Raw genomic sequence first — 15993 nt, forward strand, 5'->3', positions numbered from 1 at the left:
TCGACGACATCCAGTTCCTCGGCGGCAAGGAGGCCACCCTCGAACAGTTCTTCCACACCCTCGAACAGTTCTTCCACACCTTCAACAGCCTCTACCAGGCCAACAAACGCATCGTCATCGCCAGCAACGTCGCACCCAAAAACCTCAAAGGATTCGGAGCACGCCTGATCAGCCGGTTGCAGTCCGGCATCGTGGTGGGGCTCAATACGCCATCGCTCGAAACCAGAACGGCAATCCTGCGTATGACATCCGCCATGTATGGATACGACGTTCCCGACGACGCCATCGATATGCTCGTTGAACGTTACCCCGATGATATCCGCACGCTCAAAGGCTCGCTCATCCGCCTCAGCGTCATCGCCACGCTCACCGGGCAACGTATCACGTCCCAGTTCGCCAAACGGGAACTCAGCATCATGGCCTAGCGCACCACGCAAACCGAAGCGCTCGGAATAGTACCATCCCATTCCGAGCGCTTCAGTCATACAGTTGCCACCTCATACATCCGATCAGTCGGCACCGTCGTCAGCGTCGCTGCCGTATCGCTCGACCAGACGTCGGCCCACGGCGGCCATGGCGTCGCGCAGCGACTGCGGTTTCAGAATATCGATGTCGACGTTATCGGCGTATTGGAGGGCCCACCACAATACGGTCTGCGGGTCCGCGCGCACGGCAACCTCATACGTGTGTGCATCCACCCGGCTGACCGAGGGTCGTTCGAACCAGTCATAGATGCACGCCAGACTGCCGACATGCATCAGGATATCCTCGGCCTGACCGGTCCACGGATAGAGGCGTTCCGCCAGATAATCGGCCAGCGAGAACGGCGAACCGTCCGATGCGCGCAGCTGCTCCAACGGGCACTCCTGCCGCAGGCCCTCCACGATCCGCAGGTCCCGAATCCTGTCGACATGCGCGAACGCCACACCGTTCTTGCCATGCATATGGCACAGCAGGTAGTACATGCCGTTGCGGTACGTCATCTGATACGGGTCGGCACGGTATTCCCGCGGCTTGCCGCTTTCCGGATTGATACGCAACGTCAGGCTGCCGTCCACCGCGTAATCGCACATCCGGAAGGACACCACACGTTTCCCGCTGATGGCCTCGTCAAGATTCTCGACATTCGACAGGAACTCGCGATTGTACGGCCTGGGCACGCGTATGTTCTTCAACCCCTGTGAATGCGCGCCGGCGAATCCCGCAAGGGCACGCAACCGGCCATAGGACTCCCGTGCATACGCCTCATCGATGCGGGACAGCGCCAACCCGTCGCCGAACAGACGCAGCTCGGCCACGTCGATCGCAGGTTCCATGCACCATCCGGGGCACGCATCGGCACTGTCCGCCTGACGCATGTCGGCCGCGGTCAGACGCCGAACCGTCCGCCCCATAGGCCGTTGGGTCTCCAACAACTGCAGGTGGGCATGCACCGTTTTCTCGGTCGCCCCCACCCGATTGCTCAATTCCTTGACCGTCAAGCCATGTTCCGAGTCGGTGTGCTCGGCCAATTCGTTCAGGATGTCCACCAGAATCTCGTTGGTGCTGCGTGTTTTCCTTCCTACCATGCCGCCCTCCCGGACTCGATGCCTATCCTCATCTTAGCCATGGCACCGCGCCCGCCGCATTCCGGCCGACACATGCAGACCTCATGCCGGTGGATAACACGCCGGACATGTGGATAACCGGCATCGTTCGACCACATTGCCCAACCCATCTGGACCCCGGCGCCATACCCCGCCTACCGTCAGCATCATGACCAGACAACAAGCACCACCCGACGAGCCGGATACCATCGCCGTAGCGGCCTCGGTGGCGGCCGTGTGCACGACGCTCGGGATATTGGGCACGGCGCTGCAGACGTGGGCGTTGTTCTGCAGTGAATACTCACCGTTGGGCGCCCTGCTCCTGGTGTCGTTGCTGGCAACCGGCTGGCTCACGGTTATCACGGCAGCGGTCGCCCTCGTCTTGGGTATCATCGCGCTCTGCCGCCGTTCGCGAGGCCGTTGGATGGCGGTGTACGCCATCACCGTGGGCGCGGTGCCGCTACTCGGCGTGCTGGCCACGCAACTGCTCTAGGGCGTGGTCCAGATCGGCGGGATACCGCGACGTGACGGTGGTCCATACATGCGTGCGGGGATGCCGGAATTCCAGCTGCACGGCGTGCAGCCACTGGCGTTCCAGCCCCAGCTCGGCCGCCATCACCGGGTTCGCGCCATACATCGGATCTCCGACCAGCGGATGCCCGATCGACGAGAAGTGCACACGGATCTGATGGGTACGCCCGGTCTCCAGGTTCACACTGACCAGCGTGGCTTCGCCGAACCGCTCCATCACATCCCAATGCGTGACGGCCTCCTTGCCGGCGGGCGTCACGGTGAAACGGAAATCGGACACCTTGGCGCGCCCGATTGGCGCGTCGATGGTGGCCTTGTCCTCCTTCAGGTTCCCTTGCACCAGCGCGTGGTAGGTCTTGACCACCTCGTGCTCGGAGAACTGCCGCCGCATCTCCTTGTACGCCAGCTCGGACTTGCACACCAGCATCAGCCCGGAGGTGCCTACGTCCAGGCGGCTCACGATCCCCTGACGCCCCGGCGCGCCGTATGAGGTGATATGCACCCCGCGGTCCAGCAGACTGCCCAATACGGTCGGCCCGGTCCATCCCACCGAGGCGTGCGCGGCCACGCCGACCGGCTTGTCCACCACGATGATGTCGTCATCCTCGTAGGCCACGCCCATGTCGTCGGCGATCGGCTCGGGGTCGCGCCGTTCCTCCTGCAGGTCGAACTCCACCATGTCACCGGTCTGCAGTATTCCCGATTTGGACACGTCACGCCCCAATATGCGCGCCTGTCCGCTGGCGACCAGTTCGGACGCCTTCGCTCGTGAAATACCCAACATCTTGGCCACGGCAACGTCGAACCGTTTGCCGATCAGCGCGTCGGGAGCCGGTGCCAGATGGGTCATCGCCGCTCCTGTTCAAGATCCGAACGGCTGAACGGAACCCCCATCATCAGCAGCACGACCACCGCCACGCCGGCCCCCACCAGGAAGATGTCGGCCACATTCCCCACGGACCATCCGTAGTTCAGGAAATCCACGACCTTGCCGTTCAGGAATCCATCCGCATACGCCACGCGGTCGATCAGGTTGCCCAACGCCCCGGAGAATGCCACGGACAGCACGATGGTCCACGCCATCGAAATCGTTCTGATCGCCGCGACACACAGCAGGACGCAGGCCACCAGGGCCAGCAGCGAGATAACCCATGTGGCCGAGGAGAACAGGCCCAGCGACATGCCCGGGTTATGCACCAGCGTGAACGACAGCAGCCCGGGGATCACCGGCACCGTACCGGCGCCCTCCAACGCGGCCTGCGCCCACAGTTTGGTCCCCTGGTCCAGCGCGAGCCCGACAACCGTAATACATGCAAAGACGGCTACGCGCACGCGCAGCCGTCTTTGTTGACCGTTAGTCATAGAACGTCAACCCCGATCAGGTCAGTTCTGCTCGACCTTGTCGAAGTTGTTCGTGTCCGAGATCTGCGACACCAGCTGGCCGAGGAACTCGGTCAGACGGGCGCGGTACTCGGTCTCGAAGTGCTTCAGGCTCTGGATGTTGCCCTCGATGACCTTGCTCTGGTTCTCGAGGTTGTTGCGAACCTCCTGGGCATACGTGTCGGCAGAGCTGCGGGTCTGCGTGTCGTATTCGGCGGCACGGCGCTGGACCTCGGCCTCGTACTGGTCGGCGGACTGATGCTTGGACTCGGCGTACTGGTCGCCTTCCGCATGCTTGGTCTGCATGTAGGTGTCGGCATCCTGACGGGTCTTGACCGCATAGCTGTCGGCCTCGGAACGGGTCTGATCCGAGTAGGCGTCGGCGTCGGCATGGACGCGCTGGCTGTACTCGTCCGCCTCGGAACGGGTACGGGTGGAGTAGTCGTTCGCCTTCGCGACGGTCTCCTCGTATCGGCTCTGCGCGGTGTCGGTGATCTCCTTGGCCTTGGCCTTGCCCTTATCGACATACTGATCGTGCAGCTGCATGGCCAGCGTCAGCATGGCGGTTGCGCGCTCCGGCTCAGTCGTGCCCGTGGCGGCGGCACCGGCGATCTTCTGCAGGCTGCCGGTCTCGGTGCTCGGCTCCACCTTGGCGAGCTGCTCGCGCAGCTGGGCCTCGCGGGCCTGGGATTCCTCAAGCTTGCGGGTGACCTCGCGCAGCTGGTCCACCTGCTGGGAGGCGGAACCGACCTGCTGCTGGGCGGCGGCCAGCTGACGGGAGAGATTCTCGGCGCGGGTGCGGAACTCGTCGCGCTCACGCTGCACGGAGGCCAGCTGCGCGGCGACGTCCTCGTTCCCGGAGGCCTGGGCGGCCTGGGCGGTCAGCTGATCGACCTGAGCGCTCAGACGATCGACCTGGCCCTTCAGCTGCTCATTCTGAGCGGACAGCGCACGGTTGCTCTCCTGGGCCTCGGTCAGCTTGGAGGCGTCCACCTGGGCGGCCTGATCGCCGGAGGCGGAAACCTTCAGACGCTCGTTCTCGGACTGCAACGACTGCACCTGCGCGGTCAGCTCCGAGATCTTGGTGTTCAGGCTGGCGACATCCGGTCCAAGCGACTGGGTGGCCTGGCTGCTCTGCATGGCCTGACGGCCCAATGCCTCGACAGTCTCGGTCACCTGATCCAGGAAGTCGTCGACCTCGTCGACATCATAGCCTTCCTTCAGTCGAACGGTCCGGAAGGTATGCTCCCTAATATCCTTCGGCGTCAACAGAGCCATAAAATTGCACCTCGCTTCAGGCATAGTGCCCCGCTATGTACGTATTCAATGTTCGATGCTAGCACGCCCCCTGTTCAGCACGCCATCCAAGGGGGCGCTAAAGGAGAACCTGAAGCACGATCAGGATGAAATACAGCACGATGAAGCTGACATCAAAATAGATGGGACCCATCGGAATCGGCGGAATATAGCGCCTCAGCCACCGCAGCGGCGGATCGGTGAGCCGATAGACCGCGTTGATCAGAGACCAGACCACACCACGCGGACGCCAGCGCGGCGCCAGCACAGCCACCCAATCGAGCACCATGCGAATCAGCAGAACCGTGATGTACGCGCCGATCAGCCAATCGACGATCCGTCCAAGGACAAATAACAGCATGTCCCCAGCCTACCAAGTGGGCCGGGGACATGCTGAGAACGAAATGAACGTCAGTCCGCGAACAGATCGTGAGCCGACTTGGTCGTCTGGGGCTCGTCGACCTTGATGTTCGCCGGGCTCAGCAGGAACACGCGCGGAGTCACCCGCTCGATCGACCCTCGAACGCCAAACACCACGCCAGCTGAGAAATCGACGATGCGGTAGGCCACGGCCTCCGGAACGCCGGTCAGGTTGAGCACCACCGGCACGCCGTCACGCAGCGCGCGCCCGACCAGCTGCGCCTCGTCATAGGTCTTCGGGTGAATCGTCGTGATACGGCTGACCCGGCCCGGGAACGGGCTGGTGGACGACTCCCGCGCCGTGGCGCCCGTCGTCGGCTGCGCGGCCGACGACATCGGGGTGACCGAATGGTCCGAATCGAACGACGACTCGGCAGGTTCCTCGTCGAGAATCGGATCGTCGTCGTCAACGACGTCCGTCATGCCCAGGTAGGACATCGCACTCTTCATAAACCCAGCCATCGCGGTTCCTTTCACCACATTCCGTCAGTTCAGCGCAGGAAATCGGGGATATCGAGATCGCCCGGATCGTTGGACGGGATAACGTCGTGTTCGCCGGTCTCGTCGAAGGACTGGGACGCGGCGTCGCCGGCGGAGGGGGTGAAGCTGGCGGTCCGCTCCGGCTGCTGGACCGGCTCGGCAGGCTGCTGGGCGGCCGCGGAGGGCACCGGCGACGGCTGGGCCGCGGCGACGGCCGGGGCGAGCACGACGGGATCCTCCTTCTCCTGCTTCTTCGACGTGGCGTCGAACCCAGCGGCGATGACGGTGACGCGAACCTCGTCGCCATACGAATCGTCGAGCGCCAGGCCCCAGATGATCTGGGCCTCGGGATGGATGGCGTCGCGCACCAGCTGAGTGGCCGCAGCCGCCTCCTGCAGACCGATGTCGCTCGGACCTGCGATGTTGATCAGCGCGCCGTGAGCGCCCTCGATGCTCTCCTCGATCAGCGGCGAGCTGATGGCGATCTCCGCCGCCTGGGTGGCACGATCCTCGCCACGGGCGGAGCCGATGCCGAACAGCGCGGTGCCGGCGCCACGCAGAATGGCGGTCACATCGGCGAAGTCGACATGGATGTACGAATTCATCGTGATCAGATCGGTGATGCCGCGGACACCGGCCATCAACGCGCTATCCGCGGTCTTGAACGCGTCGACGATGCCGATGGAGCGATCCGACAGCTCCAGCAGACGATCGTTCGGAATGACGATCAGCGCGTCGACCTCCTTGCGCAGGTTTTCGATGCCCAGCTCCGCCTTGTTGGCACGCTGCGGCCCCTCGAAGGCGAACGGACGCGTGACCACCGCAATGGTCAGAGCACCCTGCTGATGCGCCGCACGGGCCACGATCGGGCTTGCGCCGGTACCGGTGCCGCCGCCCTCGCCACAGGTGACGAACACCATGTCGGCACCCTTGAGGGCCTCCTCGATATCGGACTGATGGTCCTGGGCGGCCTTCATGCCGCGCTCCGGATCGGCACCCGCGCCGAGACCACGGTTCTGGTTGTCCCCCAGGGAGATCTTCACATCCGCATCGGAACGCAGCAGATCCTTGGCATCGGTGTTGACGGCCACGAATTCCACACTCTGCAGGCCCTCGGCGATCATGCGGTTGACGGCGTTGCCGCCGGCGCCGCCGACACCGACGACCTTGATGTTAGTCTTGTCGTTGAACTCAGTCTGGGCGATCTCGCTCACCATAGTCTCCTGTCACTCACGGTTAGGCATAACTTTAACGCAGTCGGGTTGACATTCGCAGCAGATTCTTAAGGCGTGTACCGCTTTTTGACAACTCCCCCGACACGCGCGGGGAAACCGCCCGCAATCAGTAGCTGGCGTCCATCGGATCGTCGCCGAACAACGCCTCCCGCTCCTCATGCGTGGTGGCCCGGGAATCCAGCCACCCATACGGCAGATGCACCTTCTTCTGGAAGCGCACCCGCCCGCGCGGCTTGTCCACCACACGTTCCGGATACGGGGCGTCCTGGTCCAGACAGGCCACCTCCCGCTCCACGTCGGCCAGAGATTCGCATTCCATGAACGCGCGACGGGTCGCTCCCCCGACGGGGAATCCCTTGAGATACCACGCCACATGTTTGCGCAGGTCGTGCACCGCCATCCGCTCATCGCCGTCATAGAACTCGGTGAGCAGCCCGGCATGACGCACGATGATGCGTCCGACCTCGCCCAACGTGGGATTCGTGCGCTCATCGCTACCGGCGAAGGCGTGTTTGATGTCCGCGAACAGCCACGGCCTGCCCTGGCAGCCGCGCCCGATGGCCACGCCGGCGCAACCGGTCTGCTCAACCATCGCCAGCGCGTCGTCGGCACCCCAGATGTCGCCGTTGCCGAACACCGGGATATCCAGTTCGCTCACCAATTCGCCGATGCGCGACCAGTCGGAGTGGCCCCCATAGTATTCGGCGGTGGTGCGGGCGTGCAGGGTCACGGCCTTGCACCCCTCCTCCTGCGCGATACGCCCCGCCTCATGGAAGGTCTCATGGTCGTGGTCGATGCCGACACGGATCTTCGCGGTGACGGGGATGTTCGCCTCGTCGCAGACGCGCACCACCCGCTGGATGATCTCACGGAACAGATCGGTCTTCCACGGCAGGGCGGAACCGCCGCCGCGGCGCGTGACCTTGGGCACCGGACAGCCGAAATTCAGGTCCACGTGATCGGCCATGTTCTCGTCGACCACGATGCGCGCCGCCTGCTCGACGATCGCCGGGTTCACCCCGTACAGCTGCAGCGACCGGATCTTTTCCCCCGGCGCGAAGCGGCACAGCCGCAACGCCTTGGGATTGCGCGCCACCAACGCGCGGGCCGTAATCATCTCGGCCACGTACAGCCCATCCGGGCCGTACTCCTCGCACAGCACGCGGAACGGCCAGTTGGTCACGCCCGCCATCGGCGAGAGCATCACCGGGGTCTCGACATGCACCGGCCCCAAGTCCAACGGCGGCATATGTACGGCCTCGGTCGGCCTCAGATCCGTGCGAGGGTCCACCGAAGCGGTCTCGTCGGAGCAATCGATCACGGTTTCCTCTGCCATATGCGGATTCCCATCCCTTGTTCACGGCAACGGGACCCAGACCGGCCACATGCCGTCCTGGGTCCCGTCGATGCGTTGTCGATACCGTGGAACCGGCTCAGTACTGGCCGCCCGCCTCGGCGACCTTCACCGGCTCGCTCTCGTCGACGCCCTGCTCCTTGGCCACGTCCACGCCGCCGTCCGCGGCCTTGGTGCCCACGATGGAAACCGGGCCCTGCGGGTAGCGCACGCGCTTCTCGCCCACGCGTTCGGCCACATAGTCGGCCACCTTGTCCAGGCTGACGCGCTCCTGGGCCATCGTGTCACGCTCGCGGATCGTCACGGCGTGATCCTCGATCGTGTCGAAGTCCACGGTCACGCACAGCGGGGTGCCGATCTCGTCCTCACGGCGGTAGCGGCGGCCGATGGCGCCGGCCTCATCGTAGTCGATCATCCAATCATGCTGGCGCAGGTCGGCGGCCAGATCCTGGGCGATGGCCTGCAGCTCCGGCTTCTTGGACAGCGGCAGCACCGCGGCCTTGACCGGGGCCAGGCGCGGGTCCAGACGCAGCACGGTGCGCTTGTCCACGCCGCCCTTGGTGTTCGGGGCCTCATCCACGTCGTAGGCGTCCACCAGGAACGCCATGAGGGAACGGGTCAGACCGGCGGCCGGCTCGATGACGTACGGGATGAACCGCTCGCCGGTGGCCTGGTTGAAGTAGCTCAGGTCCTCGCCGGAGTGGTTCTGATGCGCGGTCAGGTCGAAGTCGGTGCGGTTGGCGATGCCCTCCAGCTCGCCCCACTCGGAACCCTGGAACCCGAAGCGGTATTCGATGTCCACGGTGCGCTTGGAGTAGTGGCTCAGCTTCTCCTTCGGATGCTCGTAATGGCGCAGGTTCTCCGGGTTGATGCCCAGATCGGTGTACCAGCGGGTGCGGGTGTCGATCCAGTACTGGTGCCATTCCTCGTCGGTGCCGGGCACCACGAAGAACTCCATCTCCATCTGCTCGAACTCGCGGGTGCGGAAGATGAAGTTGCCCGGGGTGATCTCGTTGCGGAAGCTCTTGCCCATGTTCGCGATGCCGAACGGCGGCTTGGAACGCGAGGAGGTCATCACGTTCTTGAAGTCCACGAAGATGCCCTGCGCGGTTTCGGGGCGCAGGTAGTGCAGGCTGTTCTCGTCCTCCACCGGGCCCAGATGCGTGCGCAGCATCATGTTGAAGTCGCGCGGCTCGGTCCAGTTGCCCTTGGTGCCGCAGTCCGGGCACACGATGTCCTTCAGGCCGTTCTCCGGCTCATGGCCGTGCTTCTCGGCGAAGGACTCCTCGAGCTTGTCGGCACGGTGGCGCTTATGGCAGTTCAGGCATTCGATCAGCGGGTCGTTGAACACGGAGACGTGTCCGGAGGCCACCCACACGGCCGGAGGCAGGATCACCGAGGTGTCCACGCCCACCACGTCGCCGCGGGTCACGACCATCGAGCGCCACCATTCGCGCTTGATGTTGTCCTTGAGTGCCACGCCGAGCGGGCCGTAATCCCAGGCGGAACGGGTGCCGCCGTAGATTTCTCCGGCGGGGAAGACGAATCCGCGACGCTTCGCGAGGGATACCACTTCATCGAGTTTGCTTGCAGCCACAATGCACCTTCTGGTTTGAACGGTTTGGGGTCTTGTCAAAGACCTCAGGATACCGATAGACGCTGACAGCCCGGACCGCCGCTTTATGCCGGGATTGTCCGCTTGGCGGCGTAGCGTCGGAACCGACATGCAGGGGAACCCCGCACGGGGTTGAGATGGGCCACGAGCCCGACCCTTTGAACCTGTTGGTTAAGACCATCGTAGGGAGCAGTGATAGCTATGAGCATCGACTCGTCCGTCGCATCATCCGCAGCATCCGTGTCCGCCTTCGACGGGGCGCAACCCGGCAATCTGCCGTCCGACCATCCGCTGCGCACGCGCATCGCCGACGCGGTCCGCACCGTCCGCGACACCACGCCGCTGGCGCAATCGTTCACGAACTTCGTCACTATCAATCTGGTGGCCAACGCCCAGCTGGCCGTCGGCGGCACCGCCGCGATGAGTTTCCTGCCGGACGACGTACTGGATATCGCCGCCATCTGCGGCGCCACCTACATCAACGTCGGAACGCTGCTGCCGTTCTATAAGGACGCGTTGACGGACATCGCCCAAGGCCTCCACGAACAGGGCAGGCCGTGGGTGCTCGACCCCGTGGCGGCCGGACTCGGCGCCACGCGCACCGCCATCCTGGAATCGTTCCGCGATGTGCCGCCGACCGTCGTGCGCGGCAACGCCAGTGAGATCATCGTGCTCGACCGCATGTGGGGGCTGGCCGACGCGGACGCCGCCGCGGATGACGCGACCCGTCCGGCCGGCGTGGAATCCGTCGACGAGGTGGATTCCGCGATTCCCGCGGCCCGCCGCCTCGCCCGCCACCTCGCCGCCCATTCGCCCAATGGACAGGGTGCGGTCGCCGTATCCGGCGCCATCGATTTCGTCACCGACGGCACGCACGATTACCGGCTGCCCGGCGGCAGCGCGCTGATGACCAAGATCACCGGCGCCGGCTGCTCGCTCGGCGGCGTGGTCGGCACTTATCTGGCCGTCGCCGACCCGCTGACCGCGGCGATGGCCGCTTCGCTGCACTTCAACCGCGCCGGCGAGATCGCCGAAGCCGCCGCCCACGGCCCCGGCTCGTTCCAGACCGAATTCCTGGATGCGTTGTGGAACGTGACCGCCGAACAGATCGCCGACTCCACCATTCTGCAGTGACATACCACGGTCCGGCCGATGTCGGCCGGCCAAGACGGAAGGAATCAACGATGAACCGCTTCCCCTATCCCACGATGCGTGAGTGTTTCGATCTGCGCGCCTACTTCGTCGTCGGCCCCGACGACACCAAAGGCCGTCCGGTGACCGACGTGGTGGCCGCGGCGCTGCGCGGCGGCGCGACCTTCGTCCAACTGCGCGCCAAGCACGCCGATGCCCGCGAACTGACCGACATGGCCCGCGCCATCGCCAACGTCATCGACTCCGCCGGCAAGGCGGATACCGTGGCGTTCGTCATCGACGACCGCACCGACGTGGCCTGGCAATGCCGGCAGCTCGGCATCAAGATCGACGGCGTGCATATCGGACAGGACGACATGATGCCCGAGCAGGCGCGCGCGATGCTCGGCCCGGACGCGATCATCGGCCTGTCCGCGGAAACCCTGCAACACATCGCCACGGCCAATGCCCTGCCGGACGGGGTCGTCGACTACATCGGCGCCGGCCCGCTGCACTATACGGCGACCAAACCGGAGGCGGCGGCCGTCGAGGCGGACGGTACCAAGCACGCGCTCGGCATCGCCGGAGCGCAGTCGCTATGCGACGCCAGCCGATACCCCGTAGTGGTCGGAGGCGGCGTCCATACCGACGACATCCCCGCACTCGCCCGCACCACGGCGGCCGGCTGGTTCGTGGTGTCCGCGATCGCCGCGGCGGATGATCCGGAATCGGCCACCCGACAGCTCATCTCGGCATGGACCGCAATCCGCGGCGAACAACGTCACGGATACGCGGCAGCCGGCATCGCCGCCCCCACGGCATCCTCCTCGATCCCGTTCCTGCCGCATTGGCGGACCAAGCAGCCGCACGGGCTGCCTCCGGTGCTCACGGTCGCCGGCTCGGATTCCTCGGGCGGCGCGGGCATTCAGGCCGACCTGAAGACGATGATGGCCAACGGCGTGTTCGGCATGTCCGCCATCACCTCGCTGACCGCACAGAACACCACCGGCGTGTGCGACGTGCAGAACGCCGAGCCCCGCGTGCTGGCGGAACAAGTCGACGCGGTGTTCGAGGACATCCCGCCGATGGCGGTCAAGATCGGGATGGTGTCCAGCGCCGACCTGATCGAAACGATCGCCGAACGTCTGTCCGCACACCAAGCGCGGAACATCGTACTCGATCCGGTGATGGTGGCCACCTCCGGCGCCAAACTCATCGACGACGATGCCGTCGCCGCACTGACCTCCAAACTGTTCCCGCTGGCCACGGTCATCACGCCGAACATGCCCGAAACCGAGGCGCTGCTGGAGCAGGCCCTGCAGGAGCGTTCGTCGGCGGATGACGCCCCTGCCGCTCGGCTGCTCAGCGCAGGGATTCGTACCGAAGCGGATATGGAGATGGCGGGCCGCACACTGGCCGAACACTTCGGCTGCGCCGTGCTCGTCAAAGGCGGGCATGGCGTCAAGGACGCCAACGACGTGCTGGTGGAGCCGGACGGCACCGCCACCTGGTTCGCCAGCCCGCGTATCGACAACCCGAATACGCACGGCACCGGCTGCACGCTGTCCTCGGCGATCGCCTCCCATCTGGCGCTCGGCGAGACGCTGCCGCAGGCGGTACGCAGCGCCAAGGATTATCTGACCGGCGCGCTGGCCGAACAGCTCGACCTGGGACGCGGTTCCGGCCCGATGGACCACGCCTGGCGTTGGCGCTGACATCGTTCGGTTCAGACGGCGGCAGCCCGCGGTGCGCCCACTGCCGCCGTCTGAACCACCGGCCATTGTTGTGAACACCCATACCGCCCAACTTGCACACAAGGAGTACCGTCGCCACTATGACCACAACACCCGCTCAATCCAACACCGTATCCGCCGCCGCGACGACGCCGGACCGCAACGCAGTCCGGCAGGAGGTGCCGGTCAATCCCGAAACCGGCAAGCCGTATATCAACACGGTGGCGGCTGTAGCCATCGCCCCCAGCGGCGTAGGCGCGGAGCTCAGCGAATACGTCTCTCAGGCCGTGGCGGTAATCCGCGATTCCGGTCTGCCGAACGAGACGAACGCGATGTTCACCAACATCGAAGGCGATCTGGACGACGTGCTGCGCGTGGTGCGCGATGCCACGATGAAGCTCGCCGAGCAGGGCTACCGCACCGGTGTGACCCTGAAGCTTGACATCCGCCCGGGCTTCAGCGGCCAGCTGACCGAGAAATCGAAACTGGTGGACGAGCTCCTGTCCAATTAGTCGGCAAGGGCAGACACCTCGCAGTATGCCCTTGCGCGTTACCCCCCCCCCGAGCCGTATCATGGAGGGAGAGAACCGCAAGGGCGCGGTTCCCTGTGAAGAGGAGACACCATGGGCACCCGGCATATACTGACATGGAACCGTACGCACGCCATCGGTCTGGTGGCGCTGTCCGCCTACATGCTGGTGGTGATCGGCATCGCTTCGCTGAGTGCAATCGATTGGAGTGCTTCGGTTACTTCCGCACCATTCTGGCTGCAACCGGCCATCGTATGGTGGTCAATCGGGTTGGCCACCTGCTGTCTGCTGGTCGGCGCGATGCGAACTAGCGACCTCGCATTCCCCATCGCAGCCACCGCCATAACCACCATCGCATTTGTCGCACTCGAACTGGTCAGCGGCACGCTCAACGGGACCGTGGCGGATATTGCGCTCTGTATCATGCTGCCGCTGGTGTTCTATGCCGTTGTTGCGTTCCTGCCCTATCTAATCGGATGGCTGCTCATCCGCCGAATTCTTGCGGCGGCATATGCGTGGACGCAACACACACCGTTCGCCCGTCCTGCCCGTTGGATTGCGGGGCATCCCATGTTGACCGGATGCTGGATTGCGGTCGTTGCGGTCGTTGCGCTGGCGATATGCGTGCGTTGTGTCGATTACGTCGGTTTTGCCACCGGCCTGTTCCACATGATTCTTATGCCGCTGGTCACCCTCATCATCGCAGCCGTCGCCGGATACGCGGGCAAGCCCGGCCACTGGATTCCCGTCGCATGCATCGTCGCCGAGGTCGCGCTGGTAGCGGAATTCACGGTCGTCAGCCAAACCGCCCACGGCCATGGCCCGCAATGGGATGCGTTCCTGATGTATATCGCTCCCTTCGCCGTCATTACGATCCTCGCCTATCTCATCGCAGCAGGCATCCGCCGGTCACGGGCACGCTAGCGTTCCAGCCCTTCGAGCAGTGACACGGAACCCGGCGAAGTCGCATATCAGCTATTCCGTGCCACAACGCAAGCGGCCCGCAACGCCACCCATAGAATGGGAACGTTGCGGACCGTTTGCATGCAACTAGGCTTCACGAAGAAGAATGGCTGAGGCGATTACTCCAATCCGTTGGACTTCAGGTGGTGAAGCGTCACGCCCGTGGCTTTGAGCGCGCCGGACTCGCTGACCAGCTTGACCGCACGCGGCCCCTCGACCGGGAAGTTGTACGAGCTCAGCACCTGGTGGCCATCATTGACGTAGACCTCCACCGAACCGCGGTCCACGAACACCCGCAGCGTGAGGGCGTCGGCCGCCAGCTCCGCGGCATCCAGCGGGGCGGCGCGGTAGCCGCCGTCGGTGCCGTGGCCGGCCTGCCGGTCGAGCACCACGCGGCCGAGCTGCGCGTCATACGCCACGTAGACGTAGCCGCCGTCCTCGGTGGCATGAACCTTGAGCCCGCAACGTTCCGCCGTGGTGGCCTTCAGGTCGATCGCCATCTCGATCTCCACGGCCTCGGCATCGTCGCTGAGCACCCGTTCCTCGCCGGCGGCCAGGTCGATCACGCCATGGTCATACGTGTCCTCGCGCAGTCCCTCCAGTTCAGGCACCGGCACGGTATGCACGTCGCCGTCATCGCCGAGGAACACCTCGCGAGGCAGGGTCAGCTGGCCGCACCAACCGTCGTCGGCCATCGCGTACTTGTAGCCGAACGGGCTCATCCAGCCGTACATGATGCGCCGACCGTCCTCGGTGTCGAAGGACTGCGGGGCGTAGTAGTTGTGGCCCCAGTCCCACAGGCGGAATTCGGTTTCGGGCTGGAACTGGCCGCCCGGTTCCCATGTGCCGATCATGTATCCAGCGTTGTTGGCGTTGCGGTTCATGAAACCGTTCGGCTTGGAGCCCATGGCGGAGAAGCAGATCACCCACTTCTCGTTGCCGTCCTTGTCCTTGAGCGGGAAGAAGTCGGGGCATTCGAGCATGAACACGTCCGAATCCGGATGCTCGAACAGCACGGTCTTGAACGTCCATTCGACCATGTCCTCGGAGGTGTACAGCCACATCTGGCCACGCTGGTCGGCGGAGGAGACGCCGTGGATCATGTACCAGGTGTCGCCGGTCTTCCAGACCTTCGGGTCGCGGAAGTGCCAGTGGACCTTCTCGCGCGGGCAATCGACGACCATGCCGAGCTTGGTGACGTGCGTGATCTCGTCGTCGTCCGGCACGGCCATGAGCTGCACCTGCCATTCGCCGCCGGTGTTGTCCACGCCGTTGGCCCAGCGGTGGCCGGTGTAGTAGAAGCGGAGCTTGCCGTCGTCGCCGATGACGGCCGATCCGGAGAACACGCCGTCCTTCTCCTGTTCGAGGCTCGGCGCCATGGCGACCGGTTCGCGGCGCCAGGTGACCATGTCCTCGCTGGAGACATGTCCCCAGTGCATCGGACCCCAGACGGTGCTGTACGGGTGCAGCTGGTAGAAGACGTGCCAGCGGCCCTTGTAGAAGCACAGACCGTTAGGATCGTTGATCCAGCCGCCGTTGGAGGCGATGTGGAACTTGGGGTACCAGCGGTCGTTGCGGGATGCCGCAAGCTTGGCGATGCCGAGTTCGGCCTTGGCCAGTTCGGCGTCATGGTCGGCGATCGGGGTGAGGGTGGGAGTGAAGTCACTCATCGTTGCGTGCCTTTCTGATTACTTGGTGGTGTTCGATGGCTGTGTTACGGAAGAACTGGGAGACGGCGG

At 64.6% G+C, this 15993-nt stretch carries 15 protein-coding genes, 2 pseudogenes and 1 riboswitch; of the genes and pseudogenes, 7 read left to right on the top strand and 10 right to left on the bottom strand.

Translation table 11 applies throughout. From position 1 onward, the window contains the following. Positions 1–410: pseudogene (locus OU11_RS04510) on the top strand (DnaA ATPase domain-containing protein); the annotation flags it as partial. A gap of 99 nt (positions 411–509) precedes the next feature. Here OU11_RS04510 and OU11_RS04515 read toward each other — a convergent pair. Next, entirely contained in the window at positions 510–1568 is a 1059-nt protein-coding gene (locus tag OU11_RS04515; protein ID WP_033514740.1) for a helix-turn-helix transcriptional regulator, read from the bottom strand. A gap of 187 nt (positions 1569–1755) precedes the next feature. Between OU11_RS04515 and OU11_RS04520 the strand changes: the two genes are divergently transcribed. Then, positions 1756–2079 (top strand): hypothetical protein, encoded by a 324-nt coding sequence (locus OU11_RS04520; protein ID WP_033514742.1) that lies wholly within the window; start codon positions 1756–1758, stop codon positions 2077–2079. Here OU11_RS04520 and OU11_RS04525 read toward each other — a convergent pair. From OU11_RS04525 to OU11_RS04560, 8 genes are all read right to left on the bottom strand, one after another. Beyond that, positions 2047–2967 (bottom strand): RluA family pseudouridine synthase, encoded by a 921-nt coding sequence (locus tag OU11_RS04525; protein ID WP_033514744.1) that lies wholly within the window; start codon positions 2965–2967, stop codon positions 2047–2049. The two genes, OU11_RS04520 and OU11_RS04525, sit on opposite strands and share 33 nt — an antisense overlap. After that, positions 2964–3479: a signal peptidase II gene (locus OU11_RS04530; protein WP_033514746.1), complete on the bottom strand. Its 516-nt coding sequence runs from the start codon at positions 3477–3479 to the stop codon at positions 2964–2966. The genes OU11_RS04525 and OU11_RS04530 overlap by 4 nt, the downstream gene beginning before the upstream one ends. A 21-nt stretch (positions 3480–3500) precedes the next feature. Further along, a complete protein-coding gene (locus OU11_RS04535) occupies positions 3501–4775 on the bottom strand; it encodes a DivIVA domain-containing protein (protein ID WP_033514748.1) in 1275 nt (424 codons plus the stop codon). A 97-nt stretch (positions 4776–4872) separates the two neighbouring features. Continuing rightward, the gene (locus tag OU11_RS04540; RefSeq protein ID WP_033514750.1) at positions 4873–5154 is read right to left on the bottom strand and encodes a YggT family protein; all 282 of its coding nucleotides are present in this window, start codon (positions 5152–5154) and stop codon (positions 4873–4875) included. A 50-nt stretch (positions 5155–5204) separates the two neighbouring features. After that, positions 5205–5675 (bottom strand): cell division protein SepF, encoded by a 471-nt coding sequence (locus tag OU11_RS04545; protein ID WP_033514753.1) that lies wholly within the window; start codon positions 5673–5675, stop codon positions 5205–5207. 29 nt (positions 5676–5704) lie between these two features. Then, the gene (gene ftsZ, locus OU11_RS04550; RefSeq protein ID WP_152597083.1) at positions 5705–6907 is read right to left on the bottom strand and encodes a cell division protein FtsZ; all 1203 of its coding nucleotides are present in this window, start codon (positions 6905–6907) and stop codon (positions 5705–5707) included. Between the two features lie 127 nt (positions 6908–7034). Further along, entirely contained in the window at positions 7035–8264 is a 1230-nt protein-coding gene (dusB, locus tag OU11_RS04555; RefSeq protein ID WP_081963443.1) for a tRNA dihydrouridine synthase DusB, read from the bottom strand. A 97-nt stretch (positions 8265–8361) separates the two neighbouring features. Further along, a complete protein-coding gene (locus OU11_RS04560; protein ID WP_033514758.1) occupies positions 8362–9879 on the bottom strand; it encodes a glycine--tRNA ligase in 1518 nt (505 codons plus the stop codon). Between the two features lie 121 nt (positions 9880–10000). Next, a riboswitch (TPP riboswitch) is annotated at positions 10001–10103 on the top strand. On the opposite strand from OU11_RS04560, the gene thiM reads away from it, so the two are divergent. The 5 genes and pseudogenes from thiM (at position 10099) to OU11_RS08800 (ending at position 14215) form a co-directional block, all read left to right on the top strand. Beyond that, positions 10099–11031 carry a hydroxyethylthiazole kinase gene (gene thiM, locus OU11_RS04565; RefSeq protein WP_033514760.1) on the top strand — a complete coding sequence of 311 codons (933 nt, stop codon included), beginning with the start codon at positions 10099–10101 and terminating at the stop codon, positions 11029–11031. It overlaps the preceding riboswitch by 5 nt. Positions 11032–11105: 74 nt before the next feature. After that, positions 11106–11723 (top strand): annotated as a pseudogene (locus OU11_RS09580) (thiamine phosphate synthase); the annotation flags it as partial. Positions 11724–11900: 177 nt separating this feature from the next. After that, on the top strand, positions 11901–12743 hold the full coding sequence (thiD, locus tag OU11_RS09585) for a bifunctional hydroxymethylpyrimidine kinase/phosphomethylpyrimidine kinase (protein ID WP_052122679.1): 843 nt from the start codon (positions 11901–11903) through the stop codon (positions 12741–12743). A gap of 119 nt (positions 12744–12862) precedes the next feature. After that, a complete protein-coding gene (locus OU11_RS04575; RefSeq protein ID WP_052122632.1) occupies positions 12863–13273 on the top strand; it encodes a thiamine-binding protein in 411 nt (136 codons plus the stop codon). Positions 13274–13384: 111 nt separating this feature from the next. Next, on the top strand, positions 13385–14215 hold the full coding sequence (locus OU11_RS08800; RefSeq protein ID WP_052122634.1) for a hypothetical protein: 831 nt from the start codon (positions 13385–13387) through the stop codon (positions 14213–14215). Positions 14216–14373: 158 nt separating this feature from the next. Here OU11_RS08800 and OU11_RS04585 read toward each other — a convergent pair whose 3' ends face one another. Continuing rightward, positions 14374–15924, bottom strand: coding sequence for a glycoside hydrolase family 32 protein (locus tag OU11_RS04585; RefSeq protein WP_033514762.1), 1551 nt, complete (start codon positions 15922–15924; stop codon positions 14374–14376). Between the last annotated feature and the right edge of the window lie 69 nt (positions 15925–15993).

It is taken from the genome of Bifidobacterium pullorum DSM 20433, assembly GCF_000771405.1.
Classification (GTDB): Bacteria; Actinomycetota; Actinomycetes; order Actinomycetales; family Bifidobacteriaceae; genus Bifidobacterium; species Bifidobacterium pullorum.

Coding starts and splice junctions, on each gene's coding strand:
- OU11_RS04515 (WP_033514740.1), bottom strand. CDS start 1,568: ATGGTAGGAAGGAAAACACGCAGCACCAACGAGATTCTGGTGGACATC.
- OU11_RS04520 (WP_033514742.1), top strand. CDS start 1,756: ATGACCAGACAACAAGCACCACCCGACGAGCCGGATACCATCGCCGTA.
- OU11_RS04525 (WP_033514744.1), bottom strand. CDS start 2,967: ATGACCCATCTGGCACCGGCTCCCGACGCGCTGATCGGCAAACGGTTC.
- OU11_RS04530 (WP_033514746.1), bottom strand. CDS start 3,479: ATGACTAACGGTCAACAAAGACGGCTGCGCGTGCGCGTAGCCGTCTTT.
- OU11_RS04535 (WP_033514748.1), bottom strand. CDS start 4,775: ATGGCTCTGTTGACGCCGAAGGATATTAGGGAGCATACCTTCCGGACC.
- OU11_RS04540 (WP_033514750.1), bottom strand. CDS start 5,154: ATGCTGTTATTTGTCCTTGGACGGATCGTCGATTGGCTGATCGGCGCG.
- OU11_RS04545 (WP_033514753.1), bottom strand. CDS start 5,675: ATGGCTGGGTTTATGAAGAGTGCGATGTCCTACCTGGGCATGACGGAC.
- dusB (WP_081963443.1), bottom strand. CDS start 8,264: ATGGCAGAGGAAACCGTGATCGATTGCTCCGACGAGACCGCTTCGGTG.
- thiM (WP_033514760.1), top strand. CDS start 10,099: ATGAGCATCGACTCGTCCGTCGCATCATCCGCAGCATCCGTGTCCGCC.
- OU11_RS04575 (WP_052122632.1), top strand. CDS start 12,863: ATGACCACAACACCCGCTCAATCCAACACCGTATCCGCCGCCGCGACG.
- OU11_RS08800 (WP_052122634.1), top strand. CDS start 13,385: ATGGGCACCCGGCATATACTGACATGGAACCGTACGCACGCCATCGGT.
- OU11_RS04585 (WP_033514762.1), bottom strand. CDS start 15,924: ATGAGTGACTTCACTCCCACCCTCACCCCGATCGCCGACCATGACGCC.